The sequence below is a fragment of the Nioella sediminis genome, assembly GCF_001879695.1.
GTDB lineage: Bacteria > Pseudomonadota > Alphaproteobacteria > Rhodobacterales > Rhodobacteraceae > Nioella > Nioella sediminis.
In genome coordinates, this window is the sequence record NZ_MNBL01000036.1 from 1 (window position 1) to 16,461 (window position 16,461).

At 64.5% G+C, this 16,461-nt stretch carries 14 protein-coding genes; 7 read left to right on the forward strand and 7 right to left on the reverse strand.

Annotated elements, in window-relative coordinates; all coding sequences use genetic code 11:
- Both deoC and BKY26_RS04440 read left to right on the forward strand, forming a co-directional pair.
- Window positions 1-575: 2-deoxyribose-5-phosphate aldolase (gene deoC, locus BKY26_RS04435; RefSeq protein WP_425434466.1), on the forward strand; the 575-nt coding region annotated here is incomplete at its 5' end.
- Window positions 576-591: 16 nt separating this feature from the next.
- Complete coding sequence (locus BKY26_RS04440; RefSeq protein ID WP_071689199.1) at window positions 592-2,943, forward strand: aldehyde dehydrogenase family protein; 2,352 nt, start codon at window positions 592-594, stop codon at window positions 2,941-2,943.
- A 227-nt stretch (window positions 2,944-3,170) separates the two neighbouring features.
- Here the strand turns inward: BKY26_RS04440 and BKY26_RS04445 are convergent, their stop codons facing one another.
- The 4 genes from BKY26_RS04445 to BKY26_RS04460 form a co-directional block, all read right to left on the reverse strand.
- Window positions 3,171-4,616 carry an NAD-dependent succinate-semialdehyde dehydrogenase gene (locus BKY26_RS04445; RefSeq protein WP_071689200.1) on the reverse strand — a complete coding sequence of 482 codons (1,446 nt, stop codon included), beginning with the start codon at window positions 4,614-4,616 and terminating at the stop codon, window positions 3,171-3,173.
- A gap of 15 nt (window positions 4,617-4,631) precedes the next feature.
- Window positions 4,632-5,618, reverse strand: a complete 987-nt coding sequence (locus BKY26_RS04450) for a type I glyceraldehyde-3-phosphate dehydrogenase (protein WP_071689201.1) — start codon at window positions 5,616-5,618, stop codon at window positions 4,632-4,634.
- A 98-nt stretch (window positions 5,619-5,716) separates the two neighbouring features.
- Window positions 5,717-6,598, reverse strand: coding sequence for a 2-dehydro-3-deoxygalactonokinase (locus tag BKY26_RS04455; protein WP_071689202.1), 882 nt, complete (start codon window positions 6,596-6,598; stop codon window positions 5,717-5,719).
- Window positions 6,599-6,809: 211 nt separating this feature from the next.
- Window positions 6,810-7,760: a GlxA family transcriptional regulator gene (locus BKY26_RS04460; RefSeq protein ID WP_071689203.1), complete on the reverse strand. Its 951-nt coding sequence runs from the start codon at window positions 7,758-7,760 to the stop codon at window positions 6,810-6,812.
- A 111-nt stretch (window positions 7,761-7,871) separates the two neighbouring features.
- Between BKY26_RS04460 and BKY26_RS04465 the strand changes: the two genes are divergently transcribed.
- From BKY26_RS04465 to BKY26_RS04480, 4 genes are read left to right on the forward strand one after another with little or no spacing between them, the layout of a single operon-like run.
- The gene (locus BKY26_RS04465) at window positions 7,872-8,582 is read left to right on the forward strand and encodes a GntR family transcriptional regulator (protein WP_071689204.1); all 711 of its coding nucleotides are present in this window, start codon (window positions 7,872-7,874) and stop codon (window positions 8,580-8,582) included.
- A gap of 10 nt (window positions 8,583-8,592) precedes the next feature.
- Complete coding sequence (locus BKY26_RS04470; RefSeq protein WP_071689205.1) at window positions 8,593-9,510, forward strand: dihydrodipicolinate synthase family protein; 918 nt, start codon at window positions 8,593-8,595, stop codon at window positions 9,508-9,510.
- A gap of 3 nt (window positions 9,511-9,513) precedes the next feature.
- Window positions 9,514-11,010: an aldehyde dehydrogenase gene (locus tag BKY26_RS04475; protein ID WP_071689206.1), complete on the forward strand. Its 1,497-nt coding sequence runs from the start codon at window positions 9,514-9,516 to the stop codon at window positions 11,008-11,010.
- Window positions 11,007-12,335 (forward strand): NAD(P)/FAD-dependent oxidoreductase, encoded by a 1,329-nt coding sequence (locus BKY26_RS04480; protein ID WP_071689207.1) that lies wholly within the window; start codon window positions 11,007-11,009, stop codon window positions 12,333-12,335. Before BKY26_RS04475 ends, BKY26_RS04480 begins: the two co-directional genes overlap by 4 nt.
- A gap of 7 nt (window positions 12,336-12,342) precedes the next feature.
- On the opposite strand, the gene BKY26_RS04485 is transcribed toward BKY26_RS04480, so the two are convergent.
- Entirely contained in the window at window positions 12,343-12,939 is a 597-nt protein-coding gene (locus BKY26_RS04485) for a TetR/AcrR family transcriptional regulator (protein WP_071689208.1), read from the reverse strand.
- A gap of 128 nt (window positions 12,940-13,067) precedes the next feature.
- Here BKY26_RS04485 and BKY26_RS04490 point away from each other — a divergent pair, with 128 nt between their 5' ends.
- Window positions 13,068-13,481, forward strand: coding sequence for a cupin domain-containing protein (locus BKY26_RS04490; protein WP_245764425.1), 414 nt, complete (start codon window positions 13,068-13,070; stop codon window positions 13,479-13,481).
- Window positions 13,482-13,511: 30 nt separating this feature from the next.
- Here the strand turns inward: BKY26_RS04490 and BKY26_RS04495 are convergent, their stop codons facing one another.
- Both BKY26_RS04495 and BKY26_RS04500 read right to left on the reverse strand, forming a co-directional pair.
- Window positions 13,512-14,387: a DMT family transporter gene (locus BKY26_RS04495; protein ID WP_071689210.1), complete on the reverse strand. Its 876-nt coding sequence runs from the start codon at window positions 14,385-14,387 to the stop codon at window positions 13,512-13,514.
- Between the two features lie 40 nt (window positions 14,388-14,427).
- The gene (locus BKY26_RS04500) at window positions 14,428-16,458 is read right to left on the reverse strand and encodes an NADH:flavin oxidoreductase (RefSeq protein WP_071689211.1); all 2,031 of its coding nucleotides are present in this window, start codon (window positions 16,456-16,458) and stop codon (window positions 14,428-14,430) included.
- Window positions 16,459-16,461 lie beyond the last annotated feature (3 nt).

The following is a 16,461-nucleotide window of genomic DNA, read 5'->3' on the forward strand; positions in this document are numbered from 1 at the left end:
GCTTCCCGGCGGGGCTGTCGCCCTATCACCTGCGGGTGAAGGAGATCGAGGAAAGCGTCAAGGCAGGTGCCGAGGAGATCGACATCGTGATTTCCCGCCGCCATGTGCTGACCGGCAATTGGCAGGCGCTTTATGATGAGATGAAGGATTTCCGCGAAGCCTGTGGCGAGGCGCATGTGAAGGCGATCCTGGCGACGGGTGAGTTGGGCACTTTGCGCAACGTCGCGCGGGCATCGCTCGTCTGCATGATGGCGGGGGCGGATTTCATCAAGACCTCCACCGGCAAGGAAAGCGTCAATGCCACCCTGCCCGTAAGCCTCGTGATGATCCGCGCGATCCGGGCCTATCAACAGGCAACGGGGTATCGCGTCGGCTACAAACCCGCAGGCGGGATTTCGAAGGCGAAGGACTCGCTGGTGTATCTCTCGCTGATGAAAGAGGAACTGGGCGACCGCTGGCTACGCCCCGACCTCTTCCGCTTTGGAGCCTCGTCCCTTCTGGGCGATATCGAGCGGCAGCTGGAACACCACGTGACCGGGGCCTATTCCGCCAACTGGCGGCACGCGATGGCGTGAACGGAGATTGCACAAGATGACCATCCCCGAGATTTTCGAGACCATGGAATACGGCCCTGCGATGGAAGACGCCTCCGAAGCCCGCGCGTGGATCGCCAAGCATGAGGGCCGGTTCGGCCAGTTCATCAACGGGGCATTCACGGCACCGGGCGAGACCTTCGCCACCAAGAACCCCGCCACGGGCGAGGAACTGGCGCAGGTCATGCAAGGCACGCAAGCCGATGTGAACGCCGCCGTCGACGCCGCCGCCCGCGCCTTCCCCCGCTGGTCCAAGCTGTCCGGCCACCGACGCGCCCGGCATCTCTATGCGCTCGCCCGGCTCTTGCAGAAGCACAGCCGCCTGTTCGCCGTGCTGGAGACGATGGATAACGGCAAGCCGATCCGCGAGAGCCGCGACATAGATATCCCCCTCGCGCAGCGGCATTTCTATTATCACGCCGGTCTGGCGCAGCTGCGCGATAGCGAATTGCCGGGCCACCAGCCGCTCGGCGTCTGCGGGCAGGTGATCCCGTGGAACTTCCCGCTGCTGATGCTGGCATGGAAGGTCGCACCCGCGCTGGCGGCGGGCAACACGGTGGTGCTGAAGCCCGCGGAATACACCTCTCTCACCGCGCTTCTCTTCGCCGATATCTGCCGCGAGGCGGGGCTGCCCAAGGGCGTCGTCAATATCGTGACCGGCGACGGCGCGACGGGCGCGGCACTGGTCGAGCATCCCGGCATTGCCAAAGTGGCCTTTACCGGCTCGACCGAGGTGGGCCGGAAGATCCGCGAGGCGACGGCGGGCAGCGGCAAGGCGCTGACGCTCGAACTGGGTGGCAAGTCGCCCTATATCGTCTTCGACGACGCCGATATCGACAGCGCCATAGAGGGGCTGGTCGATGCGATCTGGTTCAATCAGGGGCAGGTCTGCTGCGCGGGGAGTCGCCTTCTTGTACAAGAAAACATCGCGGAAGATTTCCATGCCCGGTTGAAGGCCCGGATGGCCAATCTGCGCGCAGGCGATCCGCTGGACAAATGCATAGACATCGGCGCGGTGGTGGACCCGGTGCAGCATGCGCAGATCAGCCGGATGGTGAGCGAGAACACCGCCGGACAGACCTTTCACGCGCCGATCGACATGCCCTCGACGGGCTGCTTCTACTCGCCCACCCTGATCACCGGGCTGGAGCCTGCGGACCGGCTGATGCAGGAGGAAATCTTCGGCCCCGTGCTGGTGTCCTCTACCTTCCGGACGCCGGGTGAGGCGGTGGCGATGGCCAACAACACCCGTTACGGGCTGGCGGCGACACTCTGGACCGAGAATGTGAACCTCGCGCTCGACGTGGCCCCCAAGCTGGCGGCGGGGGTGGTCTGGGTCAATGCCACCAACCTTTTCGACGCGGCGGCGGGCTTCGGCGGGGTGCGCGAAAGCGGTTTCGGGCGCGAAGGCGGGTGGGAGGGGCTGCTGGCCTATCTCAAGCCTGATGAGGTTGGAAAGCCGGTGAAGCCCGCGAAGGTCCACGCGCCGGGCGAGCCGGATTTCGACGGCATCGACCGCACCGCGAAATTCTATGTCGGCGGCAAGCAGGCCCGGCCCGATGGCGGCTATTCGCGCGCCATTCACGGGCCGCGTGGTGCGCTTCTGGGCCATGTGGGGATCGCGAACCGCAAGGATATCCGCAACGCGGTGGAAGCTGCGCAAAAGGCCGCCGGGTGGGGCAAGACCACCGGGCACCTTCGGGCGCAGATCCTCTATTACCTGGCCGAGAACCTGGGCGCGCGGGGGAATGAATTCGCCGACCGTATCCGGGCACAGACCGGGCGAAGCGCGGCGTCGGCCCGCGAGGAGGTGGAGATCGCGCTGTCGCGGCTCTTCAGCTACGCGGCCTGGGCCGACAAGTTCGACGGCGCGGCCAAATCCGTTCCGATCCGGGGCGTGGCGCTGGCCATGAACGAGCCCGTGGGCGTGATCGGGGCCTTCTGCCCGGAAGACGCGCCCTTGCTTGGCCCGGTCTCGCTGCTGGCGCCCGCGATGGCCATGGGCAACCGCATGGTGCTGGTCGCGGGCGAAAGCGCGCCCCTCAGCGCAACGGATCTCTACCAGGTGCTCGACACCTCGGACGTGCCGGGGGGCGTGGTGAACATCCTGACCGGATCGCATGCGGACCTGGCAAAGCCGCTCGCCGCCCATATGGACGTGGAGGCGGTCTGGAGTTTCTCGTCCGCCGATATCTCGGGCGTGGTGGAGAAGGGCAGCGCCGGGTCGCTGAAACGGACCTGGGTCAACAACGGGCGCAACCCGGACTGGTTCGGGGCCGCTGGCGAGGGCAAGGCGTTCCTGCGGGCAGCGACGGAGGTCAAGACGATCTGGGTGCCCTACGGAGAGTAAGGCACCTCCCGCATCCAAGCCAGACCGGGCGCCGATATCCCGTGGCAACACGGCCCGAGGAGGGCCCCGAAGGGGCTTGACGAGGGCCGCCCCCGGGTCGACGCCGCAGGCGGCGAAACCGCCATCCGTATGCACGGCGGGTGTACAGGGGGTGCACAGGGGGTGTACGCATGGCACCCCCCTGTTTTCGGGATCGCGGGGCGGCGCTCCGCGCCGCGCGCCTTTGGTCAGATCCCGTCGATGCAGACGTATTTGGTATCGAGATAATCGGTCAGCCCCTGGCTGCCGCCCTCCTTGCCCATGCCGCTTTCCTTCACCCCGCCAAAGGGCGCTTCCACGGTGGTGATCAGGCCCGAGTTGATCCCGATCATCCCGTATTGCAGCCCCTCGTTCAGCCGGAAAGCCCGGGCAAGATCAGAGGTATAGGCGTAGCAGGCCAGACCGTATTCGGTGTCGTTGGCCATGATGATCGCCTCTTCCTCGGTCTCGAACTTGAACACCGGTGCCAACGGCCCGAAAATCTCCTCCTTCGCGAACATCATATCCTGCGTGGCATTCCTGATCACCGTCGGCGCGAAGAAGCTGCCACCATTGCCATGACGCGCGCCGCCGGTTGCGATCTCACCGCCCTTCGCCGTGGCGTCGGCGATGAATTCCTCAACCTTTTCAACGGCATCCACGTCGATCATCGGCCCCTGCTCGACACCGGGTTCCAGACCGTTGCCGACCTTGAGCGCGGCGGTTTTCTCCACCAGTTTGGCGACGAAGGCGTCATAGACGCCAGACTGCACATACATGCGATTCGCGCAGACGCAGGTCTGGCCCGCGTTGCGGAATTTTGAGACCATCGCCCCCTCGACCGCCTTGTCGAGATCGGCATCGTCGAACACGATGAACGGCGCGTTGCCACCCAGTTCCATCGAGACTTTCTTAACGGTATCAGCGCTTTGGCGGATCAGCTCCTTGCCCACTTCGGTCGATCCGGTGAAGGTCACCTTGCGCACCACCGGGCTTTCCATCATCGCACCTGCGATCTTGCGGGCAGATCCGGTGACCACGTTCACGACGCCCTTGGGGAAACCCACCTCTTCGGCCAGCGCGGCCCAGGCCAGCCCCGAATAAGGAGTCGCCGTCGCAGGTTTCGCCACCACCGTACAGCCCACGGCCAGCGCCGGGCCGATCTTGCGCGCCAGCATCGACGAGGGGAAGTTCCACGGTGTGATCATGCCCACCACACCAACGGGATGATGGGTCACGAGGATGCGACGGCCATTCACCCCTGCCGGCACGATTTCCCCCTTCGCACGGCGCGCTTCTTCCGCAAACCAGCGGACATATTGCGCGCCGATGGCAATCTCGCCCATGGCCTCGGCCAGCGGTTTGCCCATCTCGACGGTCAGCAATTCGGCCAGGTCTTTCTGATTGTCCATCAGCGCATCGTGCAGCTTCCACAACAGGCCAATGCGGCTCATCAGGTCCATCGCCGCGAAGCCGGGGAAGGCGGCCTCGGCAGCGGCAATGGCGCGTTTGGTTTCCGCGTCGCCCGCATTCGGGATGGTGCCGATCACCTCGCCCGTGGCCGGGTTTGTGACGTCGATCGTGGCGCCACTATCGGCCCCAACCCACTGACCATCAATGAAATTGCCTTCGCGCAGCCAGGTCGTGTAGCTCATCTTCTCTCTCCCATCTCAGGCGAAACTGCCCATCCGCCGGGCCACGTCGAGCATCCGGCAGGAAAATCCCCATTCATTGTCGTACCAGCCGAAGACGCGCAGCATGCCGCCTTTCGACCGTTTGATCTCTGGCCCCGCCACGATCAGGGACTCGGGCCTTTGCCGCAGGTCTGACGACACAAGCGGCCTGTCGGTATATCCAATCACGCCCCCCGATGAGGCCAGAAGCGCGCGGGCCTCATCGGCACTTGGCCGGGCGCGGGTGATGACGGCCATATCCACGCAAGACACGCTGGCCGTCGGCACCCGAACCGCCGAGCCGGTGATGCGGCCCGCCAGATGCGGCAGCACGATATCGACCAACTGCTCGGCGCTCGTCGTTGTGGGCACCATCGACAGCGCTGCGGCGCGGCTGCGGGCCGGGTTCGCCATGGGCATATCCACTGTCGGCTGGCTGCCGGTATAGCAATGCACCGTCGTCATCAGCGCGGTTTCCAGCCCATAGGCATCGTCCAGAACCCGCGCCAGGGGCGCCAGTGCGTTGGTGGTGCAGGAAGCGTTTGACACGATCCTGTGATCCGCGCTCAGCCGCGCGTCATTGGCCCCCAGAACCACGGTCAGATCCGCGTCCGGTGACGGGCCGGACACCAGCACCCGCGTAGCCCCTGCCTCCAATCCCTGTTCCGCAATCGCCCGGTCCTTGGCGCGGCCAGTGCATTCCATCAGCACATCGACGCCCGCAAGGTCCAGTGCGCCCAGATCCCGCTGCTGTGTGAAGGGAATTCGCCGCCCGGCTGCGATCAGCGCCCCCTGCTCCGTCGTCACCCCGCCCGGGAACGGGCCGAAGACGCTGTCGAATTCAAACAGGTAGGCACAGGTTTCCAGCGGCGCGATGTCATTGACGCCGACCACCTCGACCCCGTGCCACGAGTCGGAGGTCAGCCAGGCGCGCAGAACCGACCGGCCGATCCGCCCGAACCCATTGATCACGACCCGTGTCATTCCCGTTCCCCCACGCTGAAGTCGCGCGCAGTGATGCACGCGCGCAGAGAAGGTTCAAGCCATGCTCTGTGCGGCTTTCAGTCTGGCCAGAGGCGCAGCTAGGCGAAAGTTTCGCAAAGGCTCCGATAGGCGTGTTTCAGCCCCGCAAGCGTCATTGTGTCCGAGTCGCAGGTCAGGACCGCAGCATCCTGCCCGGACAGGGCCTGTTCATAGAGAGACGACCAGGGGGACGAATTGACGATCATGACCTGTTTCCCCTCCCACGCTGCCCTGGCGCTGGCCAGTTCCATACCGATCAGCACCCCCTTCAGCCGCGCCTTGGCTGGGTCACTGTCGGACCGGGCGGACAACAGCCGTTGCGCCGCCATTTCAGGCTGGTGCAGGGCCTCTGAGACCGCGCCATGAAAAACACCCACGTCCAGAGCGGGTTCGGACATGACACCTGTCCGCTCCCCCTGCGGGGCCAGCAGACCGAACAGCTCCAACGTCATGAAAAGCTGCGCCTTGCGGACCTCTCCTGCATGGATCTGCACCCATTGCGTCTGCAAATCGGGGATGCAGATCGCGCCATTGAATGCTGGCTTTTCGGCAGCGATACCGCGGATCAGACCATGATGGGACAGCGATTTTTCGGGACCCTTTGCCGCCCCGAGGCCCGGTAGCGCATGCAGGGTAAACCTGTCGTCAGAGGTCGCGACCGGCTTGATCGGGGCATCTGCCGGGCGGCGGGACGTCCCTATTGTTTCCGGCGCGTATCCTGGCAGCCCGCTGACAATCACCGGCGTCTGTTCGCGGATCAACCAGGGACGCACCAGGTTGAGCAGCACGATCTCGAAAGCATCGACGGCCACCTGCGCCAACCCTTGCGCCGAGCGGACCTTCATAAGGACCGACCCATTCCGATCCATGGCCCAAGCCCGCATTCCGCCCGCACACGAATCCACCGCGATCCAATGCGGTGCCGCATTCTGGTTTCTCATTTCTTTTCCGCCCCCAGTAGTCCGGGCAGAGAATTGACCAATCTCGCAGATTCAATCCCCAACCCGCCATTCTCTAATAGGGTCGTTTTATTTTCAGGTCGACAAAAATCTATGAATTAAGCGTTCACCCCATATCGAAAGGGTCATATGCAACGCCAAACCGGAACGAGAGGTTTCTGACGTCTCGATTGGTTGCGGTCAATGCAACAGTTCAGGATATCCGGCCTCGTTGGCTGCCCGGCGCCACCCCGAAATGGGACTTGTAGCTTCGTGCAAAATGGCCTGAGCTCTTGAATCCACAAGCAAACGCAACCTCTGTCACAGGCATTTCGGTTTGCAAAAGCAGGTGCCGCGCCTTCTGAAGGCGGATATCAACCTGGTATTTCTTGGGTGAACAATTCAGGTAGCGCCCGAATAGTCGTTCCAATTGCCGCACCGATATTCCAATCTCCGCCGCGATCTCGGCTGGCGAGATCGGGAATTCCACGGTTTCATTCATTCGGCGAATGGCGTGGCTGAGGTGGCTGTTCCGGATTCCGTGCCTTGCCTGGAAGGACAGGCGCTGTTCCGCGCTTGCATTGCGAACCGTGTTGTAAACCATCTGGTCGGCAACATCTGCGGCAAGCGTATTGCCATGCCGGGCCTCTATCAGGTGCAGCATCAGATCGGCGGTTGCAGTGCCGCCCGAAGAGGTGACAGTCTTTTCATCCGCCACGAAGACGCTGCGCTGCAGGTTCACATCCGGAAACTCTTCCATGAAGGCGTCGTGATAGTCCCAGTGGATCGCGGCGCGTTGCCCGTCCAGCATCCCCGCACGCGCCAGAATCCATGTGGCCGAACAGAGACCCCCGATTTTCACCCCCCGACGCGCCTGACGTCTAATTCCATTCATCAGACTGCGGGTCGCGCGGCCTTGCACCCCGATACCGGACAGAACGAAAAGGCGGTCCACCGACGGCAGTTCGTCCAACGTGCAATCGACTTGACTGACGATCCCGTTGGAGCACGCAACGGTCGAGCCGCTCTCTGACACCAGCGTCCATTCATAGAGCGTCTCGCCGCTGATCAGGTTGGCAATGCGCAAGGGGTCAACGGCACAGCCGAACGCCATATGGGTCAAATCCTCGACCAACAGGAAAGCGAAGTGTTCAGGGCGTGGCATGGTCATGTCCTCAGGATAGCGCAGTTTTGACGTGAACACGTTTTGTATGCAATATGTATTTTATTTGCGCATGATCTTTGCTACGCAAGCCGGGCAACCAAGGAAACCGCGATGCCCGATTCGACCCCAAGCCCCAAGGATACCTGCTATCAGGCCCTGAAAACCGCGATCCTGACGCTGGAGCTTCAGCCCGGCGCCGATCTGGATGAAGCGAGCCTGAGCGCGGAGTTCGGCCTGTCGCGCACGCCCCTGCGGGAGGTGCTGCGGCGGTTGGCAGGGGAAGGCTATGTCGATCTGCGCCAGAACCGTGGCGCGCGGGTCAGCGAGATGTCCCACACCACCCTGCGCGATTTCTTCCTGGCCGCCCCGATGATCTATGGCGCGATCCTGCGGCTGGCGGCGGAAAACGCGACGCCCGCGCAGATCGAGAAGCTGAAGACCACGCAGGCGCGGTTCCGCAAGGTGTTGCAACAGGGATCGGCCCGCGACCGGGCCCTGATGAACAACCGCTTTCATGAGATTACCGGAGAGATGGCAGGCAATGTCTATCTGCTGCCCTCCTTCCAGCGCCTGCTGATCGACCATGCCCGGATCTCCATGACCTTTTACCGTCCACGGGACGAGGCCATGGCCCGCAATGTGGGCGAGGCCGCCGACCAGCATGACCAGATCATCGCAGCGATCGAGGCGGGCGATGCCGACAAGGCCGCCGCGCTTGCGATTGATCATTGGAACCTGTCCCGCCACCGCATCGAACTCTTTGTGATGCCGGGCGGGCTCGACCTGCCGCTTGGCGCACCACCGCGCGCCGTTACTGCCTGAGGAGAGGCCCATGACATCCATCTTCCGGTTCGAGGGGATCTACACGCCCGTCGTGACCCCCTTTCATGATGACTACTCCGTCAACTGGGACGCTCTGGCCGATGTGATCGACAGTCTGATCGAGGCCGGAGTTCACGGGCTGATTTCGGGCGGCTCAACGGGCGAGAACTACGCGCAGACGGTCGAGGAACGGCTGGAAATCGCCCGCTTCACCCATGACCGCATGAAAGGCCGCCTGCCGCTGGTCGTGGGCACCGGCGCGATGCTGACGCCTGACTCCGTCGCGCTGGCAAGCGGCGCGAAACAGATGGGGGCCGATGCGATCCTGCTGGCCTCGCCCCCCTACGCGGTGCCGACCGATCGCGAAAACGCGCTGAATGCGCTGGCCATCGACAAAGCGGCTGGCCTGCCCGTGATGCTCTACAACTACCCCGGCCGTACCGGCACGATGATGGGCGAGGAATTCCTTGACCGCGTCGGGCGCAGCCGCAATTTCTGCGGCATCAAGGAAAGCTCTGGCGACATCAACCGGGTGCACCTGCTGGCCCGCGACTACCCCCTTATCCAGCTTGGCTGTGGCATGGACGATCAGGCGCTGGAGTTCTTCGCATGGGGCAGCCGTTTCTGGGTCTGCGGTGGATCGAACTTCCTGCCGAAGGAGCATATCGCGCTCTACAACGCCTGCGCGGTGGAGGGGAATTTCGATAAGGGCCGCCGGATCATGTCGGCGATGATGCCGTTGATGCGGGTGCTGGAACAGGGCGGCAAGTTCATCCAGACGATCAAATACGGCGTGGACCTGAACGGGATCACCACGGGGCCGATGCGCCCGCCGCTGAAGGGATTGAACAAGGACGACAAGCGCGCGCTGGAACAGGTGGTCGGCGTGCTCAAGCGCACCATTGCGCAAATTGAGGCGGAGGGCTGAGACATGGACCTGCTGACACGCGACGAATACAAGGCGCTGGCCGCCGAGATGGACTTCCCCAATGCCGCCTATATCGACGGCGCCTACCGCCCGGCGAATTCGGGCAAGACCTTTGCCACCGTGAACCCGGCGACGGGTGAGACCCTGACCGAAGTGGCCGCCTGCGGTGCCGAGGACGTGGATTTCGCTGTTGAAAAGGCGCGCGAGGCGTTTGACGATGGCCGCTGGTCACGGATGCACCCGGCAGAGCGCAAGGGCATCCTGATCCGCTTCGCCAAGCTTCTGACCCGGAACGCCCGCGAACTCGCGGTGATGGAAAGCCTCGACAGCGGCAAGCCGATCTACGATTGCGAAACGGTGGACATCCCCGAGACGATCAACTGCATCAAGTGGCACGCGGAGGCGATCGACAAGATCTATGATCAGGTTTCGCCCGCCTCCGACGATCATATCGCCATGGTGGTTCGCGAACCGATTGGCGTCGTGGGCCTCGTCCTGCCGTGGAACTTCCCGCTTCTGATGCTGGCGTGGAAGATCGGCCCGGCGCTGGCGGCAGGCTGTTCGGTGGTTGTGAAACCGGCGGAGGAAACCAGCCTGACTGCGCTGCGCGTCGCGGAACTGGCGAGTGAGGCGGGCCTGCCGCGCGGTGTGCTGAACATCGTTCCCGGTAGCGGGCCGGAGGTGGGCGAACCCATTGGCCGGCACATGGATATCGACGCGGTGTCCTTCACCGGCTCGACCGTCACCGGCAAGCGGTTCCTGACCTATTCGGGCGAGTCCAACGCCAAGGAAATCACGCTGGAAATGGGCGGCAAGAACCCCGCCATCGTGATGGACGACGCCGAAAACCTCGACCGGGTGGCGGCGCATATCGTGCAGGGCGCGTTCTGGAACATGGGTGAGAACTGCTCGGCCTCCTCGCGGCTGATCGTCCACAAGGACGTAAAGGCGGAGCTGCTGGAGCGCATCGCGCATCACGCGAAACAGTGGAACACCGGCGACCCGCTGGACCCCGAAACGCGGCTTGGGGCGCTGGTCAGCGAGGCGCATTTCAACAAGGTCTGCGGCTATGTGGAAAAGGCGGAAAGCTTCGTGATCGGCGGCAAGGCCGAGGGGGGCTTCGTTGAGGCGACCGTGGTGGAGGTGCTCGACAACGACCACGTCCTGGCGCGCGAGGAAATCTTTGGCCCGGTCCTTTCCGTGATTGCCGTGGACAATTTCGACCAGGCGATCCGCGTGGCGAATGACACCGATTACGGGCTCTGCGCCTCGCTCTTCACCGCCAATGCCAAACGCGCCATTCGCGGCGCGCGGATGCTGCGGGCGGGCACCGTCACCGTGAACAGCTTCGGTGAAGGCGATGCCACCACCCCCTTCGGCGGGTTCAAGCAATCGGGCTTCGGCGGGCGCGACAACGGCATTCACGCGCATGACCAGTATACGCAGCTGAAAACCATCTGGCTGGACCTCTCTGACGATGCGGATGAGGCGGTGGAGTGAGCGCATATCACGCCCGGCGCCTGCCGGTTCACAAGGGGCCGGCGGCGTGGTCGACCATCCTGCCGGGGCAGCCCGCCCCGGTGCCCCTCTCGGACAGCATCACCGCAGATGTGGCGGTGGTGGGGGCGGGCTTCGCGGGGCTTTCCGCCGCGCGGCGGCTTCTGCAACTGGACCCGTCGCTGAAGGTGGTGGTGCTGGAGGCAGGCCGCGTGGCCGAAGGCGCGGCGGGCCGCAATTCCGGCTTCATGATCGACCTGCCGCATGATCTGGCCTCCGACGACTACGCCGGATCGGGCGATGACCGGACTGTCACAGCGCTGAACCGGCAGGCCATCGGCTTTGCCCTGTCGGCAGCCGAAGAATACGCCATCCCCCGCGATTTCGCGGACCCCGTGGGCAAGGTGAACGGGGCGGCCAGCGCGGCGGGTCATGCCCATAACGAAAGCTATGCGCGCCATCTGTCGACGCTTGGGGAAGCATCGGAGATGCTCGACGCCAAGGCGATGGAGGACCTGACCGGCAGCGCCTATTACCTCTCGGGCCTCTACACGCCCGGCACCGTCATGCTGCAACCGGCGGGATATATCCGGGGGCTGGCGGAGGGGCTGAAAGCCAAGGCTTTGATCCACGAAAACAGCCCCGTCACCGGCATCGCCCGGATCGGCAATGACTGGCATGTCAGCACCGCACACGGCTCCGTCACCGCGCCCAAGGTGATCATGGCCAACAACGGGCAGCTGGAAAGCTTCGGCTTTGCGCGGCGCAGGCTGATGCATATCTTCCTTTACGCCTCGATGACGCCGGTCCTGCCCGAGGGCGCGGTGAAGGGCGCGGATCGGTGGGGCGTGACGCCGTCCGACCCCATGGGCACCACCATGCGCAAGATCAGCGGTGTGCAAGGCGGCAGCCGGATCATCACCCGCACGGCAGCGAGCTTCAAACCCGGCATGGTGGCAAGCGACGCGGCCCTGAGACGCGCCCGCCGCATCCATGACCAGAAATTCGGCAATCGCTTCCCGGACTTGCGCGGGATGGAAATGGAGTTCACCTGGGCGGGGCATCTCTGCCTCAGCCGGAACAGCGTGTCGGTGACGGGGGAACTGGAGGAAGGGCTCTACGCCGCCTGTTGCCAGAACGGCCTTGGCACCGCGCGGGGGACGCTGACCGGCATGGGGGCGGCGGAGATGGCCCTGGGGCACGAGAGCGACATCACCCGTGCGCTGCGGGCAGAGCCGGATCCGACGCGCCTGCCACCCCGGCCCTTTTCCGACATCGGGGCGAATATCTACCTTCGCTGGAAGGAATGGCGCGCGGGGTCAGAATAGGCTGCGCTCAGCCAATGGCATCCCGAGCGACGGACCCCAGAAACCGGTCCAGTATCGCCAGAGTCATGATCGATACCGCCTCCCGCGCCTGCTCTGGCCCCGCACCGGCCACATCCAGAAGGGCCGTCATCGCCTCGATCCCGGTCGCGGGCGCGAGGGCCCGAACCAACGCATCCTGATCTTGCCGCGTCAGCCCGCCGTCGTCATCTGCCAGCGCCTGCCGGTACATGCTGATACGGCGCGCGCCCCGGCGGACGTCGCCCGTGCCCGACGCTGAAACCGTCAGCGTCCGCCCGAGGAACTGGCGAAACCCCATTTCATTTTCAAGCGCAAGATCGAGGAAATAGAGGTTGATGGCAAGTAGACGGTCCCGCAGGCTGGCAGTTCCGCGCGTGATCTCCTCATAGGATTTCACCTCGATATCCAGCATTGCCTCCGACACGAGAATATCGGGGTCCGAGAAGTAGCGGTAGGCCGTGGCCTTTGACACGCCATGCCGCTCTGCCGCAGCCGCAACGGTGACAGGCGCGCCCTCGGCCAACAGCTGGCGTGCGCCGTCCAGTATCGCCTTTCGCGTGCGTTCCCTCTGGGAGTGTCTGGTCATGGTCCTTCCGATCCCGAAATGAGACTCTTGTCTCATAATGGGATTACTGTATCATTCATGTTGGAATCACGCAAAGGAAATCTCTTATGACCAATCGTGCGCGGACATATAACGTCTTGAACATCCTGATGAAATTTCACGCCTTCCCGGACGAGGTGGACGGGAAATACTGTCTCGTGGAATGCACCGTCCCGCCAGGTGCCGGGGCACCCCCCAACCATCACGCCGGTGAAACCGAAGGGTTCTTCGTCCTTGGCGGGCAGATCGGCTTTATGATCGACGGCACGGAAATTCTAGCCACAGAGGGGGATTTCATCTCGATCCCCGATGGGGCTGTGCATGCCTTCCAGGCCGTGGGTGACACGCCTGCGCGGCTTCTGATCCTGAACAGCCCCGGTCACATGCACGAGGCATTTTTCACCGGCATCGGGGAGGTTTTGCCAGACGGACAGACCGATTTGCCGCCCCCGTCCGAGCCTGACATTCCTGCGGTTCTGAAAAAGGCCGAAGCAGTCGGCATGACCATTATGGCCCCGGCATAGGCGACATGGACGCGCGCTGGCAATACGTCGTCAGCGCGCCACCGGCACCCGGCGGCTGCGGCGGAGCGCAATGAGGTTCGAGACCAGAAGCGCCCCGATCACCACCGCACCACCGAAGATCGCCCAGATGCCCGGGTCTTCCCCCACCACGGCCCAGACCAGAAGCGGCGCGAGCACCGATTCCAGCAGGATCAGCAGCGCCACCTCAGCCGAACTCAGGTAGCGCGGGCCGAGCACCAGAAGGCAGGAGGAGGCGCCGATAATGGCGCCATGGGCCAGGAAGAGTGGCCATTCCGTGTGAAAGCTGGTCATCGGATCGGCGAAGAAAGACATCATCAGTGCGGCCAGGAAATAGGCCACCGGCACCGCCGGGATCATCGAGGTTTCGCGCAGCCGCCGCACCGCCGTCAGCGCGGCGGCGAAGGAGGCGGAGGTGTAGAGCGCCCAGAGATCGCCCTTCCACGACGCCAATTCGTTCTCGCCCGAGCCATAGGCGATGACCCCAAGCCCCGCCAGAACGGCGGCGATCGTCCACAGCATCCGCCGCGTGATCGGCTCGCCCAGAAAGACCCGGCTGAAGACGGCGGCGAAGATGGGCATGGAGGCGAGGATGAACACCACATTCGCCACGCTCGTATGGGCCACCGCCATGACGAAGCCCGGCGCGGTGGAGGCCAGCAGAACGGTATAGATCACCCCCGGCCAGCCGGTGCGCAACACGGCGCGAAAGCCGCTCAAGCCCTGGAAGGCCAGCACGGCGGAGGCGACCAGAAGCCCCGCGATCAGCCCGCGCCAGAAGACGATCACCGTGGGCTCGGCCACGATGAGCCGCACGAACAGCGAATCCGGCACCACCAGCAGGACGCCGCAGGTTGTGATCAGAAGGCCCTTGAGATGGTCGGTCATGGCGGTGACTGAGCGGGAAAGCGGCGGAAAAGTAAATCCCTTATAGGGACTTGCAGACCCTCAGCGCATCGTAAACGGCGGCATGGATGTTCCGCCCCGCCACCGCATCCCCGATCCGGGCCAGCCGGTAGCGGCCTTGCGGGTTCAGCTGCTTAAACGGGTCAGTGCCCGCGATCATGGCGGCGTGGTCAAGCTGGCCGAGGTTCGAAGACCCGTCCTTCAGCGCATAATAAAGCGCGTCCGACGGTGTCAGGCCATGTTCCACCACCACGTGATCCACCCTTCGCGTGACGGTTTGCCCGGTCAGCACGTGGCGCAGCGTGGCGATGCGGGCCGGGCCATCCACCTCGACGCGGGTCAATTCGTGCAGGCAGGTCATCCGCACCCCGTCGCGGGCCAACTGGCGCAGGGTAACGGCGGAGGTCGTGGGACCGAGATCGTGCAGCGCGGCGCGGTCGGGCGTGACCAGTTCCACCGCGCATCCCATCTCTGCCAGCGCATCGGCGGAAACGGCACCGGGCTGGTCGCCTGACTCGTCTATCAGCAGGACCGCGCCCGTAGGGCGCGCCCCGCCCGCCAGCACATCCCAACTGGGCAAGGTCAGGTCGCCGCCGGGGATCGCGGGGGGGTCTGGCCACCCGCCGGTTGCGATGATGACCATGTCGGGCGCTTCTGCCAACACGTCCGCGGCCTCGGCATAGCAGGTCAGCCGGGTCTCGACCCCGAGCCGTTCCACCTCCGCGACCAGCCAGTCGGCCACACCCCGCACCTGTCGCCGCACCCTGCCCTTGCAAGCGAGCAGCAACTGACCGCCCAAACGTTCCGCCGCTTCCATCAGCACCACCTCATGACCGCGCAGGGCAGACACGCGCGCCGCCTCCAACCCGCCGGGGCCACCGCCCACGACGACCGCCTTGCGACGGGTGTCAGAGGGGGCAATCACATGCGGCATCACCGCTTCGCGCCCCGTGGCGGCGTTGTGGCCACAAACGGCAGGCTTGCCCTGATTCACCCGATCCACGCAGGCCCCGAGGCCGACGCAGGGGCGGATACGATCCTCCTCCCCCCGCAGGAGTTTCGCGACCAGATGCGGGTCGGCGATATGGGCGCGGGTCATGCCGACAAGGTCCACATGGCCCTCGCTGACCGCATGGCGGGCGGTGGCCAGATCGGCGATGCCGCCAGCATGGATCACGGGCAGCCCCGTCGCCTGCCGGATGCGTCCGGCAATGGGCAGGTGCGGGGCGGCGGGCATTCCCATGGGCGGCACCCATCCGGCAAGACCCAGATCGTCATAGGGGGCACCGGCAAGGATATTCAGGAAATCCACCTGCCCCGTATCGGCCAGCATCCGCGCCACGGCCACGCAGTCATCGGCGGAGAGCCCGGCCTCTTCCAGTTCATCCCCCGTCATGCGGATGCCCAGGATCATCTCCGGCCCCACGGCGGCACGTACAGCCTTCAGAACCTCCAGCGTCAGGCGCAGGCGGTTTTCCAGCGACCCGCCATAGTCATCCTGCCGGTCGTTCACCAAGGGCGACAGGAACTGCCCCAGAAGATGCGAGTGCGAGAGCAGCTCGATCCCGTCGAACCCACCCTCCTGACAGCGGCGCGCGGCGGTGGCGAAGTCGCCCACCACCCGCGCGATATCCTCCTGCTCCATCACCTTGGGAAACGCCCGGTGCGCCCGTTCGCGCCGCCCGGAGGGGCCGATTACCGGCAGCCAATGGCCATCGTCCCAGGCCGTGCGCCGCCCCATATGGGTGATCTGGCACATGATCGCCGCTCCGTACGACTTTACCCCCTCGGTCAGCCGCCGGAACCACGGCACGATGCTATCATCGCCCGCGTATAGCTGCCCAAACACGGACGGGCTGTCGGGCGCGATATTGGTCGATCCGCCGACCATGGTCAGCCCGATCCCGCCCTTTGCCTTCTCTTCGTGGTAGAGCCTGTAGCGCTCGCGCGGGTGGCCGTCCTCCACCAGGTTCGGGGCATGGGCGGTCGAGATGATCCGGTTGCGAATCGTGAGATGCCGCAGCTGGAAGGGCTCCAGCAGGGGATCGGCCATGCG

Bases quoted from the DNA above. Each gene is read 5' to 3' on its own strand.
- BKY26_RS04440 (WP_071689199.1), top strand. From the start codon at position 592: ATGACCATCCCCGAGATTTTCGAGACCATGGAATACGGCCCTGCGATG.
- BKY26_RS04445 (WP_071689200.1), bottom strand. From the start codon at position 4,616: ATGAGCTACACGACCTGGCTGCGCGAAGGCAATTTCATTGATGGTCAG.
- BKY26_RS04450 (WP_071689201.1), bottom strand. From the start codon at position 5,618: ATGACACGGGTCGTGATCAATGGGTTCGGGCGGATCGGCCGGTCGGTT.
- BKY26_RS04455 (WP_071689202.1), bottom strand. From the start codon at position 6,598: ATGAGAAACCAGAATGCGGCACCGCATTGGATCGCGGTGGATTCGTGT.
- BKY26_RS04460 (WP_071689203.1), bottom strand. From the start codon at position 7,760: ATGCCACGCCCTGAACACTTCGCTTTCCTGTTGGTCGAGGATTTGACC.
- BKY26_RS04465 (WP_071689204.1), top strand. From the start codon at position 7,872: ATGCCCGATTCGACCCCAAGCCCCAAGGATACCTGCTATCAGGCCCTG.
- BKY26_RS04470 (WP_071689205.1), top strand. From the start codon at position 8,593: ATGACATCCATCTTCCGGTTCGAGGGGATCTACACGCCCGTCGTGACC.
- BKY26_RS04475 (WP_071689206.1), top strand. From the start codon at position 9,514: ATGGACCTGCTGACACGCGACGAATACAAGGCGCTGGCCGCCGAGATG.
- BKY26_RS04485 (WP_071689208.1), bottom strand. From the start codon at position 12,939: ATGACCAGACACTCCCAGAGGGAACGCACGCGAAAGGCGATACTGGAC.
- BKY26_RS04490 (WP_245764425.1), top strand. From the start codon at position 13,068: ATGAAATTTCACGCCTTCCCGGACGAGGTGGACGGGAAATACTGTCTC.
- BKY26_RS04495 (WP_071689210.1), bottom strand. From the start codon at position 14,387: ATGACCGACCATCTCAAGGGCCTTCTGATCACAACCTGCGGCGTCCTG.
- BKY26_RS04500 (WP_071689211.1), bottom strand. From the start codon at position 16,458: ATGGCCGATCCCCTGCTGGAGCCCTTCCAGCTGCGGCATCTCACGATT.